Annotated in this window: 10 protein-coding genes and 1 pseudogene; 3 read left to right on the forward strand and 8 right to left on the reverse strand. The window is 50.4% G+C overall.

What is annotated here, in order from left to right; translation table 11 throughout:
• Positions 1 to 141 precede the first annotated feature (141 nt).
• Both pflA and ACJHWK_RS07025 read left to right on the forward strand, forming a co-directional pair.
• Positions 142 to 882, forward strand: coding sequence for a pyruvate formate lyase 1-activating protein (gene pflA / locus ACJHWK_RS07020; RefSeq protein ID WP_000111043.1), 741 nt, complete (start codon positions 142 to 144; stop codon positions 880 to 882).
• Between the two features lie 98 nt (positions 883 to 980).
• A pseudogene (locus tag ACJHWK_RS07025) lies at positions 981 to 1,091 on the forward strand (LysR family transcriptional regulator); the annotation flags it as partial.
• Here ACJHWK_RS07025 and ACJHWK_RS07030 read toward each other — a convergent pair.
• On the reverse strand, positions 1,092 to 2,522 hold the full coding sequence (locus tag ACJHWK_RS07030; RefSeq protein WP_000918505.1) for an APC family permease: 1,431 nt from the start codon (positions 2,520 to 2,522) through the stop codon (positions 1,092 to 1,094).
• Positions 2,523 to 2,731: 209 nt separating this feature from the next.
• The gene (locus ACJHWK_RS07035; RefSeq protein ID WP_000109288.1) at positions 2,732 to 3,880 is read right to left on the reverse strand and encodes an MFS transporter; all 1,149 of its coding nucleotides are present in this window, start codon (positions 3,878 to 3,880) and stop codon (positions 2,732 to 2,734) included.
• A gap of 314 nt (positions 3,881 to 4,194) precedes the next feature.
• Between ACJHWK_RS07035 and ycaC the strand changes: the two genes are divergently transcribed.
• Positions 4,195 to 4,821, forward strand: a complete 627-nt coding sequence (gene ycaC / locus ACJHWK_RS07040; RefSeq protein WP_001522756.1) for an isochorismate family cysteine hydrolase YcaC — start codon at positions 4,195 to 4,197, stop codon at positions 4,819 to 4,821.
• 35 nt (positions 4,822 to 4,856) lie between these two features.
• On the opposite strand, the gene dmsC is transcribed toward ycaC, so the two are convergent.
• The 6 genes from dmsC to lolA form a co-directional block, all read right to left on the reverse strand.
• Positions 4,857 to 5,720 (reverse strand): dimethyl sulfoxide reductase anchor subunit DmsC, encoded by an 864-nt coding sequence (gene dmsC / locus ACJHWK_RS07045; RefSeq protein WP_000534633.1) that lies wholly within the window; start codon positions 5,718 to 5,720, stop codon positions 4,857 to 4,859.
• A 1-nt stretch (position 5,721) separates the two neighbouring features.
• Positions 5,722 to 6,339, reverse strand: coding sequence for a dimethylsulfoxide reductase iron-sulfur subunit DmsB (gene dmsB, locus ACJHWK_RS07050; protein ID WP_000213098.1), 618 nt, complete (start codon positions 6,337 to 6,339; stop codon positions 5,722 to 5,724).
• A 10-nt stretch (positions 6,340 to 6,349) separates the two neighbouring features.
• Entirely contained in the window at positions 6,350 to 8,794 is a 2,445-nt protein-coding gene (dmsA, locus tag ACJHWK_RS07055) for a dimethylsulfoxide reductase subunit A (RefSeq protein ID WP_000850305.1), read from the reverse strand.
• Positions 8,795 to 9,032: 238 nt separating this feature from the next.
• On the reverse strand, positions 9,033 to 10,325 hold the full coding sequence (gene serS / locus ACJHWK_RS07060) for a serine--tRNA ligase (protein ID WP_000886683.1): 1,293 nt from the start codon (positions 10,323 to 10,325) through the stop codon (positions 9,033 to 9,035).
• 90 nt (positions 10,326 to 10,415) lie between these two features.
• Entirely contained in the window at positions 10,416 to 11,759 is a 1,344-nt protein-coding gene (gene rarA / locus ACJHWK_RS07065; RefSeq protein WP_000067755.1) for a replication-associated recombination protein RarA, read from the reverse strand.
• A 10-nt stretch (positions 11,760 to 11,769) separates the two neighbouring features.
• Positions 11,770 to 12,381: an outer membrane lipoprotein chaperone LolA gene (lolA, locus tag ACJHWK_RS07070; RefSeq protein WP_001522754.1), complete on the reverse strand. Its 612-nt coding sequence runs from the start codon at positions 12,379 to 12,381 to the stop codon at positions 11,770 to 11,772.
• Between the last annotated feature and the right edge of the window lie 23 nt (positions 12,382 to 12,404).

Genomic DNA, 12,404 nt, shown 5'->3' on the forward strand with positions numbered 1-12,404 from the left:
GAAAGTGGGGCCTTTTTTAGCACGAGAGCCTTTTTTGTCAGCTATCTATACTTTAAGGTGACTGCCAAAACAGACTCGACGTAGCCTTCGAGCTGCGCACCAACACGGCCTCAGATGGGCCACATCTGGAGAAACACCGCAATGTCAGTTATTGGTCGCATTCACTCCTTTGAATCCTGTGGAACCGTAGACGGCCCGGGTATTCGCTTTATCACCTTTTTCCAGGGCTGCCTGATGCGCTGCCTGTATTGTCATAACCGCGACACCTGGGACACGCATGGCGGTAAAGAAGTTACCGTTGAAGATTTAATGAAAGAGGTGGTGACCTATCGCCACTTTATGAACGCTTCCGGCGGCGGCGTTACCGCATCCGGCGGTGAAGCAATCCTGCAAGCTGAGTTTGTTCGTGACTGGTTCCGCGCCTGCAAAAAAGAAGGCATTCATACCTGTCTGGACACCAACGGTTTTGTTCGTCGTTACGATCCGGTGATTGATGAACTGCTGGAAGTAACCGACCTGGTAATGCTCGATCTCAAACAGATGAACGACGAGATCCACCAAAATCTGGTTGGAGTTTCAAACCACCGCACGCTGGAGTTCGCCAAATATCTGGCGAACAAAAATGTGAAGGTGTGGATCCGCTACGTTGTTGTCCCAGGCTGGTCTGACGATGACGATTCAGCGCATCGCCTCGGTGAATTTACCCGTGATATGGGCAACGTTGAGAAAATCGAGCTTCTCCCCTACCACGAACTTGGCAAACACAAATGGGTGGCGATGGGTGAAGAATACAAACTTGATGGTGTTAAACCACCGAAGAAAGAGACCATGGAACGCGTGAAAGGCATTCTTGAGCAGTACGGTCATAAGGTAATGTTCTAATTTCCCCGTAAAGCGGCAACTTTTTTGAGTTGCCGCTTTTTTATTCCGCTCTGCATAAATAATTCAGAGCTCTATTTCTAACGCCCTTACAGCACAGCTTCCAAATGTATTACCCAAACCGCCAGTATATGTCCTGCGGCTTACGCGCATTTCTCGATTATGTAAAAACGGGTCAGATCTGCCAGAGTCAGCGTCACCGACCACAATAATTATTTACCATTCGCTTTACGCGCCAGCAGCGGGAATATCAGCCCTAATCCTACCAGCACAAACGGCGTTGCAACATTCAGCGCCAACTGGAATGTCCACTCTGCGGTGAAGGCTTCCATTTTCGGGAAAATACCAGTCAGGCAGGCAAAAGCGGTAAAGGCAAAACACCAAATTCCGACGGTCATTGCCAGCGGCTTATTACGAATAAAGACATATTCTGGTTTATATTTCTGCGCCAGGCGAACGACTGCAATAAATGCAACAAATACCCATAAATAACGCAGCGGCATCACTACCGAATTAAGGTTCAACAGCCATTTATAGAGATTGTTCATATCACCAATGCCGAGAGTCGGTAGCATTATCAGAATCGCCACCAGCACCAGGGTCAGAAAATAGCCATTAACGGGCGTACCAGAAGCGTTGGTACGACATAAACTGGCTGGAATATATTTGCTGTCAGCATCGCCTAATAACACTTTAAGCGGCGCATCAATCGAGAATACCAGCGCAGCTACTTGTCCCAGGGTATTCGCAATGGCATAAATCACCATTAAAGTATTACCCATGTTGTAATACTCGCCCAGCTTCTGAAAGGCGTAATACTGACCGTTAGTCATTAAGTCATCCGGGATATTACGCGAGTCAAACATCATCCCCATCGCCAGTGAGCCCAGAATGGCACAAACCGCAACCATCACCGCCAGGCATAACATCCCTTTTGGAAATTCTTTTCCTGGGTTGCGCGTTTGATTAACGTAAGGAGAAATCTTCTCTGCTCCGCCAACCGCGAAAACCAGCATTGAAATAGTGGTAATGTAGGTAAAGTCGATATGAGGAATGAACGTTTCCCAGGTAATGTTTGTGGTCGCAATATGCACTTCAGTAATTGCAGGCGCGGTTACCGCCATCGCCACATACAGGAGCGACATAACAAACATCGCAATCCCTGCCACAGAACCGACGATTTTCAGCGATTTCATACCGCGTGAAGCAACCCACATAAAGAAGATAAACAGCACCAGCGTTAACCCCTGTAACGCTACGACTGAATATTCTTTGATTAACGAACCGTCGCCTTTCATCGCCCAACCGAGCGCAATCAGTATTGCCTGGGGTTTTTGTGCCAGATAGGGAATATGCACTACCCAGTAGGTCCACGCGGCGAGGTAAGCCAGTCCGGGTCCCATCGTGTGTTTAATCCAGGTACTGACCCCGCCCTTCCCATCTTTGAAGGTCGAGCCTAACTGACCAACAATTAGCGCATAAGGTGTGAAATAGAGCGCAAAGATAAACACCCATGAAAAAACAACCACCAGCCCCTGGTTGGCGTAGTTATTAACAACGTTGCCAAAACCCCAGACAGTGATAAAAGACATCAGCGCAATGTTGTACCATCGCAGCTGTTTTTCCTGAACATTCCCAGCCATAGACAAATCCTTCGCCAAAATTAAAGGGGCATCTGTAAAACGAGGGATTATGCGCGGCAAATAAGAAGTGCGGAAATAGCGAAATGCAAAATTATAACCTGCTGCACATTTTATTTTTAAACGAATAAAATTTGGAATAAAGCAAGTCAGATAGAAGAAACAAAAAAGCAGAGTGTGAAACAGTAAGTTCACACTCTGCTTGAATTCATTTACACGTGAGCAACGGGTTTCGGCGTATGACCGGCGTTGCGAAGCAGCATCAGCAAATAGATAAACGATACGCTGGCGATCATGATAAACAATAAATTATCGGAGAAATTCTGCATTAGCATGGCAGTAAATGACGGGCCAAGCAGACTTCCCACGGTATAGCTCAACAGTAAGGCCTGGTTCATCGCCACCAGTTGATGATGTTCAACTTTCTCGCAAGCCCATGCCATCGCCACCGGATATAGCGTAAAGCCAGCGGCACCGAGGATGAATAACGCTGGGGCCATCGCCGCCTGGCTAAGCATCGCGATACTGCCGAGAATGACGACAAAGACCTGAACACGCAACACCAGCAGTCGACCAAACTTATCCGCCAGACGTCCAATCGGCCATTGTCCAAGGATACCCGCACTGACCAGTACCGCCATCCAGAAACCAATGCTGGCATTGCTCACCCCTTTGTGATTGAGGTACAGCGGCATCAGGCCATATAGAGATCCCAGAACGATTCCTGAGATAATGCAGCCATTCACGCCAAGCCGCGCCTGACGGAGTTTTAGCATTGACGTAATTGACGTCGCATCATGGTTTTCAGCCTGCTGATTCAGCACACGCGTAAACAACAACGGTAAGATCCCTGCCAACGTCAAACCTGTAACCCACGGCAATACGGACATCAGCTCGGTTGAAACTTTGCTGACCAGTAACTGGCCTAAAAACGTTCCCACGTAATAAACCATCATATACGCAGCAAGCAAACGCCCACGGTTACGTGACGTCCCACTGCACATCAGCGCGCTCTCAACAACCACCCAAATCATGGCACAGCCGACGCCGGCGACAAAACGCCAAGCCAACCAGCTCCAGAATCCAATCATTAGACCAAGGCCGGCACAGCCAGCGGCAAAAATGAAGGAGGCCAGATAATAGCTGCGGTTAAAGCCAATGCGCTTAATGACATACCCTGTCAGCAATGTACCGACCAGGTTGCCGGTAAAATAGGATGAGCTGACAACGCCTACCTGCCATGTGGACATGTGTTCCTGGGCGAGCCAAAGCGGTACGAGTGTATTTAACACTGCGATCGCCAGAGTCAACAAAAGCAGGCCAGACAGCAAAAGCATGACAGGCCGGGTATACGTGGACATGAATTAAAACCGTGAGGAAGTTCAAATTTCATGCGCATCATGCCACCGCCAAAAACATTGTCAATGGGTGAAAATACGCGCATATCGCAGCGGAGGTATTATCGATTTATATTACTCATTCATAACGCTAATGCTGGAGAGACGATTAATCTCATCTGATTGTTTTTATTGATCTAATACAAATTTCATACGCTTCGTTCAGTCGAAAAATTTCATGGTCACAGCAAACTCATATTTCCCGTCTATGCTTTCAGAGCAATGCATCGCGTCTGACCGATTTCAGACGTACCACTGACTCTCGAAAGGAGAAGAGGATGACCAAACCGTATGTTCGTCTTGATAAAAATGATGCTGCCGTTTTGCTTGTTGATCACCAGGCTGGTTTACTTTCCCTTGTACGGGATATCGAACCCGATAAGTTTAAAAATAACGTGCTGGCGCTGGGCGACCTGGCTAAGTATTTCAACTTACCTACTATTCTTACCACCAGTTTTGAAACCGGTCCTAACGGCCCATTAGTTCCAGAACTGAAAACACAGTTCCCCGATGCACCTTACATTGCTCGCCCGGGAAATATTAACGCCTGGGATAACGAAGATTTTGTAAAAGCTGTCAAAGCGACAGGTAAAAAACAGTTAATTATTGCCGGTGTGGTAACCGAAGTTTGCGTGGCATTCCCGGCGCTTTCAGCCATTGAAGAGGGATTTGATGTATTTGTCGTGACTGATGCATCAGGGACCTTTAATGAAATTACCCGGCATTCGGCGTGGGATCGCATGTCGCAAGCTGGTGCGCAATTGATGACATGGTTCGGCGTGGCTTGCGAGCTGCACCGTGACTGGCGTAATGATATTGAAGGACTGGCGACGTTGTTCTCTAACCACATTCCTGATTATCGTAATTTGATGACCAGTTATGACACATTAACGAAGCAGAAATAAAAGAGAACCGGGGTCGAAACCCCGGTTGTTACTGATTAGCTTGCGACGGCCATCCCCACGGTCATATGCAAACCATAGAATACGCCGCGGCCGATTAATTCTCCTGCCAGAAGCAGAATGAATGAGACGGATAGTAGCGGAACCGCAGGCTGATAACCTTTTAGCTGTGGTGCAATCCACAAACACAGGGCAACAGCCAAAAGCACGATCCGCCAGGACATCAGCGCACCATAGTCCGGCACCAGCGCTGCGGCCTGCTGCACAGAACTATGAATAGTCGCCAGCTCTGCGCCCTGCATCACTGACATCACGCCACTCACTACCAGTGCCAGTACAGAAATGGCTGGCAGCAGACGCATCGCCCAGCCATCGACGCCAGCCAGACTCAGCAACAGGTAACCCAGTAACGGGCCGCCCATAAACATCGTCAGGAAGAAGCCCATCGGCGTCCAGATGCTGTACCAGGTCGGAACGGTATCAATGCTGTTATACACACGCACCATCATCCAGACAAAGATGACGCCAAGAACCATCGTCACTATCAGCCAGAGCGTACGCAATGCCGGTGACAGCTTTTTCAGCATTGCCAGCAACCAGCCGATGCCACCAACAGCAAAAAAGATCGAACCGCTGGCGATTTCGTTACTGAGTGCTGAAGCCCCTACCCGGTTGAGCGAGTTAAAGGCGCGCATCGGTGAACCAAGATGAAGCATAGAGGCGATAAAGCCAATGCCCATCAGCACCCATAAACCAAACATGCAGGCAATAACACGCTGCTGGGCTTCTGCTCGCAGGTCGCCTTTGAGCAGCGCCAAAGCCAGAACGATAAAACCACCCGCTACACATTGCCCGAAGACCGTGAAGATCATCAGCGGCCATTCATGCCATCCACTTCCCATCTCACACCTCCTTCGGGTTTGCCAGATAGCCAGTGGTATCCCCGGTCGGGCGGCTGTTGGCATTGGGTTTGATCACAATATTCGGTTTGGTAAAGTGAGCTCGCGGCAACGGCGCAACGGCCGCCAGATCGCCATGTTTTTTACGCAGCTCGTCGATAGGGCCGAAATCCAGCGCCCGCAGCGGACAAGATTCAACACAGATCGGCTTTTTACCCTCCGCAACACGGTCATAACAACCATCGCATTTGGTCATATGGCCTTTCGTTTCGTTATATTGCGGTGCGCCATACGGGCAAGCCATATGGCAGTAGCGGCAGCCAATGCACACATCTTCATCGACCACAACAAAACCATCTTCACGTTTATGCATCGCACCGCTCGGGCAGACTTTAGTACAAGCCGGATCTTCGCAGTGGTTGCACGAAATCGACAGATAGTAGGCAAACACGTTCTGGTGCCAGACACCGTTATCTTCCTGCCAGTCGCCACCAGCATATTCATAAATGCGGCGGAAGCTGACTTCCGGCGTCAGATCTTTATAGTCTTTACAGGCCAGCTCGCAGGTTTTGCAACCGGTGCAACGGCTGGAATCAATAAAAAATCCATACTGGGTTGTCATCGGTTACTCCTTACACCTTTTCAACCTGAACAAGGTTTGTATGTGACGGATTCCCCTTAGCGAGAGGAGACGGACGTTGAGTGGTCAGTACGTTGATACAACCTCCCTTATCGACACGTTTTGCATCCGGGTCATACCAGGCACCTTCACCCAGTGCGACCACACCCGGCATCATTCGTGGCGTCACTTTCGCCTCAATATGAACCTCACCACGATCGTTAAAGATCCTGACTTTATCGCCGTTGTTGATACCGCGTTTTTGGGCATCAAGCGGGTTGATCCACATTTCCTGACGGCAAGCCGCTTTCAGCACATCAACGTTGCCGTAAGTTGAGTGAACGCGAGATTTATAGTGGAAACCCGTAAGCTGCAGCGGATACTGTTTGTTCAGCGGATCCTGATAACTTTCAAAGCCCGGCGTGTAGATCGGCAGTGGATCGATCACATCGCCTTCTGGCAATTCCCAGGTAGCGGCAATGTCAGCCAGCGCCTGCGAATAAATCTCAATTTTACCCGATGGCGTGGTCAGTGGATTTGCCTGCGGATCTTCACGGAAGGCTTTATAAGCAACGTGATGCCCTTGTGGGTCGCGCTTTTTAAAGATCCCCTGCTTGCGGAACTCTTCAAACGTTGGCAGTTCAGGAATCGCTTCCCGCGACTGGGCATACAGATGCCGCATCCACTCTTCCTGGGTACGGCCTTCAGTAAACTGTTGCTCAACGCCAAGACGTTTTGCCAGTTCGCTGGTCATTTCATAGATGGTCTTACATTCAAAGCGCGGTTTAATCACCTGATCGTTGAAAATCACGTAAGACATATTCCCGCAGGATGCATCCAGTGCAAAGTCCATCTGTTCGGAAGCGGTGCAGTCAGGCAGCAGGATGTCAGCATATTTCGCCGATGAGGTCATGTGGCAGTCGATAACCACAATCAGCTCGCACTTCTTATCATCCTGAAGGATTTCATGGGTACGGTTGATTTCAGAATGCTGGTTAATCAGGCAGTTACCGGCATAGTTCCAGATCATTTTGATCGGCACATCCAGCTTATCTTTCCCGCGCACACCATCACGCAGCGCTGTCATTTCCGGGCCACGTTCAATGGCATCGGTCCACATAAACATAGAAATGCTGGTCTGGATCGGGTTTTCGAGGGTCGGCATACGCACAAACGGTAAGCTGTATGAACCTTCACGCGCGCCGCTGTTCCCTCCATTAATACCAACGTTACCGGTCAGAATCGCCAGCATCGAGATAGCACGGGTTGCGATTTCACCGTTAGCGTGACGCTGCGGGCCCCATCCCTGGCTGATAAACGCCGGTTTGGTACTACCGATTTCACGAGCCAATTTGATGATTTTGTCTGCCGGAACACCGGTGATTTGCGAGGCCCATTCCGGCGTTTTAGCTACGCCATCTGGCCCTTCACCCAGAATATAAGCTTTATAGTGACCATTTTTCGGCGCACTGGCAGGCAGTGTTTTCTCGTCGTAGCCAACGCAATATTTATCGAGGAATGCCTGATCCACCAGGTTTTCGGTGATCATGACATACGCCAGACCGTTAACCAGTGCGGCATCTGTTCCCGGACGAATAGGGATCCACTCATCTTCGCGCCCGGCTCCGGTGTCGGTATAGCGCGGATCGATGATGATCATGCGAGCATTAGATTTCTGACGCGCCTGTTCAAGATAGTAAGTCACCCCACCGCCACTCATTCGCGTTTCGCCAGGGTTATTACCAAACAGCACTACCAGTTTACTGTTTTCGATATCCGACGGGCTGTTACCATCTGCCCAGCCGCCGTAGGTATAGTTCAAACCTTCCGCAATTTGCGCGGAAGAGTAGTCACCGTAATGGTTCAGATAACCGCCGCAGCAGTTCATCAGGCGAGCGACCAGGGTATTTCCCGGCGGCCAGGAGCGGGTCATGGTGCCACCCAGCGTACCGGTGCCATAGTTCAGATAGATGGATTCGTTGCCGTACTCTTTGATCAGGCGCTGCATATTGGTCGCGATGATGTCGTAGGCTTCTTCCCAGCTAATGCGCTCGAATTTGCCTTCACCGCGCGCCCCGACTCGTTTCATCGGATATTTCAGGCGGTCCGGATTGTAGACACGGCGACGCATGGAACGACCACGCAGACAGGCACGCACCTGGTGCAGGCCGTCATAGTTGTCATCGCCAGTATTATCCGTTTCAACATATTTGATTTCACCGTCCACGACGTGCATACGTAGCGGGCAGCGACTACCACAGTTAACTGTACAGGCGCTCCAGATAACCTTTTCGTCTGATTTTGTTGGAATGGCGCTATCGACAGCGTGCGCAATCCGACTAAAAGGTAATGTTAACGCGCTGCTGGCCATTGCCAGGCCGCCGATCGCTGTCGTTTTTACCAAACCACGGCGACTCACCTCAGCAGCCAATACCGCATCAGGGATTTTCGTTTTCATAATGGCTCACTCAAGCTTGCTCACGATTGATTCCAGTAACAAACCGTATTGTGTAATTATTTCTATAGCAGGTCGCTATATAGGCTTGTATACATCGAATAATTTGAAAATCAAAGAGATAGGTAGATTTTCACTCGAAAGTAGTATTACGTGTAAGTGAGGAGTAATTATTGTTCGGTATCAAAGGGAGACAAAAAAAGCGCCCGCAGGCGCTTTTTAGATTCAGAAAAATTGGGTATTAGCCAATATATTCCAGTCCGTTCATATACGGACGCAGAACTTCTGGTACTTCAATACGACCATCAGCCTGCTGATAGTTTTCCATTACTGCAACCAGCGTACGACCAACAGCCAGACCAGAACCGTTCAGGGTATGAACCAGACGGGTTTTCTTGTCCGACTTGCTGCGGCAACGTGCCTGCATACGACGTGCCTGGAAATCCCAAACGTTGGAGCAGGAAGAGATCTCACGGTAGGTGTTCTGTGCCGGGATCCATACTTCCAGGTCGTAAGTTTTGCAAGCACCAAAGCCCATGTCGCCGGTACAAAGGATGATTTTACGGTACGGCAGGCCCAGCAACTGCAGGACTTTTTCTGCATGACCAGTCATCTCTTCCAGCGCCGCCATTGAGTCTTCCGGGCGCACGATCTGCACCATTTCAACTTTGTCGAACTGGTGCATACGGATCAGACCACGGGTGTCACGACCATATGAACCGGCTTCAGAACGGAAGCATGGGGTGTGGGCGGTCATCTTAATTGGCAGATCATCTTCATCGATGATTTCACCGCGCACCAGGTTGGTCAGCGGAACTTCTGCCGTTGGGATCAGCGCATAGTTACTGGTGTCTGCTTCTTCTTCCAGCGGACGAGTATGGAACAGATCGCCAGCAAATTTCGGCAGCTGACCCGTACCGTACAGCGTGTCCTGGTTAACCAGGTACGGAACATAGTTCTCACTGTAGCCATGCTGTTCGGTATGCAGATCCAGCATAAACTGCGATAGTGCGCGGTGCATGCGAGCAATCTGCCCTTTCATTACCACAAAGCGGGAACCGGTCAACTTAACTGCGGCTGCAAAGTCGAGGCCAGAGTGCATTTCACCCAGCGTCACATGGTCACGAACTTCAAAGTCAAACTCACGCGGGGTGCCCCAGCGGCTGACTTCAACGTTGTCATTTTCGTCTTTACCTACCGGCACTTCATCTGCAGGCAGGTTAGGGATGGTTAGCGCGATATCGCGAATTTCAGCCTGTAAAGCATCCAGCTCGGCTTTTGCTGCATCCAGCTCTTCGCCCAGTTTGTTCACTTCCAGACGTAAAGGCTCGATATCTTCCCCGCGCGCTTTCGCCTGGCCAATGGATTTCGATCGGGAGTTACGCTCCGCTTGCAGGTTTTCCGTTTTGACCTGCAATACTTTACGACGCTCTTCAAGAGCGCCCAGCTTATCTACATCCAGCTTAAAGCCCCGGCGTGCCAGTTTTTCAGCGACTGCGTCTGGCTCATTACGCAGCAGATTGGGATCGAGCATGCTTATCCTGTGCTTATCGAATTAAATGGGAGATGTGGCCACAGCCTGCGACCACAGGGATACAGTAACAACATTACCGCAACGATAACATTAACGGTAGCGTTTTATGGGGCTATTTTGATCCTGTTCAGCCAGCCAGGCGAGCTTTTCGCCAATCTTGCCTTCAAGGCCCCTGTTTGTCGGGAAATAATAGCGTGTTTGTGCTATTTCCGGCGGGAAGTAAACCTCACCGGCAGCATAAGCGTTTGCTTCATCATGAGCGTAACGATATTCCTGCCCGTAGCCCATTTCCTTCATTAATTTCGTCGGCGCATTACGCAAATGAACCGGCACGTCATAATCCGGACGTTCGCGAGCATCCGCCAGCGCGGCTTTAAACGCAGTGTAGACAGCGTTGCTTTTTGGCGCGCAGGCCAGGTAAACAATCGCCTGAGCAATGGCGCGTTCTCCTTCCGCCGGGCCAACTCGGGTAAAGCAATCCCAGGCCGCAATTGCCACCTGCATCGCTCGTGGATCAGCATTACCCACATCTTCCGACGCTATCGCCAGACAGCGACGCGCGACATATAACGGATCGCCACCGGCAGTAATAATTCGCGCATACCAGTACAGCGCCGCATCGGGTGCGCTACCACGTACCGACTTATGCAGTGCGGAAATGAGATCGTAAAAGCGATCGCCTTTGTTATCAAAGCGGGCGCTACGTTCACCGGCGATTTCGGTCAGTAATTCAGGCTTCAGGACCCGCTTACCGCTATCATCGACTTCGGCCATATCCGCCATCATTTCCAGCGTATTTAACGCCCGGCGCGCGTCGCCATTCACCAGTTCAGCAATGGCGCGTCGCGTTTCATCTGGCAGAACTATATCCTGACCACCATAGCCACGGGTTTTGTCTTCCATCGCCTGAGTAAGCACCTGCTCAATATCCTCTGTACTCAGGGATTTCAGCAGATAGACACGGGCACGGGAAAGCAGTGCCGAGTTAAGTTCAAACGACGGGTTTTCAGTGGTTGCGCCAATAAAAGTGATGGTGCCGTCTTCAATATGTGGCAGAAATGCATCCTGCTGGCTTTTGTTGAATCGGTGAACTTCGTCAACAAAAAGAATAGTGCGGCGACCAGCATTGCGGTTTTGCCGAGCGCGCTCGATCGCCTCGCGAATCTCTTTCACGCCAGAAGTAACGGCAGAAATACGTTCCACATCAGCGTTCGCATAGCGGGCAATCACTTCAGCGAGGGTTGTTTTGCCGGTACCCGGTGGCCCCCAGAGGATCATAGAATGCAAATGCCCGGCTTCGATAGCACGCGGCAACGGCTTCCCCGCAGCCAACAAATGTTGCTGGCCGATATACTGTGCTAAATTTTCTGGCCGCATACGCGCGGCCAGAGGTTGAAAAGTATTATCCGAAAAATCGAGCGACAGATTGCTCACTCAGGTGCCTCTACTTACGTTGATCATCTACCGTTACGCCTTGCGGCGGGGTGAAGGTAAATTTCGCTGCATCCACAGTCCCATTTTGCTGGGATTTCAGCTGATAACTGCTGCGCTGATCGTCCTGCTCCACCGCGCTAAACTGATGGATTGTGCCATCACGTCCCACGTTAATGGTGAACTGCTTCAGATTGCCATTGCTGGCTTTCGGCGTCAGGACAAAGTCATCGCCATTCTGTTTGATATTGTACTGCTGCCAGTCGCTGGACTGGTTGCGGGCAATCAGCATAAACGGCGTATTACCGGTGGCATCTTTCAGCCAGGTTGCCGTAGCTTGCTCAACGAACGGGTTATAGAACCACAGTGTTTTACCGTCAGAAACCAGAATGCTTTCATCAGGTTGAGTCATATGCCAGTTGAATAAGTTTGGACGTTTCACCCACAGATCGCCCTGGCCTTCCTGCACCGCCGCGCCGCTACCGTCAGTCACTTTTTGTGTGAAGCTGGCGTGGAAGCTGCTGACTTTATCCAGGCGGCTTTTAAGATCGCTTGCGGCATCAGCCCAAACGCTGCTTGCTACTAAGCTTGAGAGTAATGCACAGGTGATGGCAATTTTTTTCATCATTATTCCTCAAATTACGTCAC

This window comes from Escherichia sp. WS547 (genome assembly GCF_046486065.1).
Classification (GTDB): domain Bacteria; phylum Pseudomonadota; class Gammaproteobacteria; order Enterobacterales; family Enterobacteriaceae; genus Escherichia; species Escherichia coli.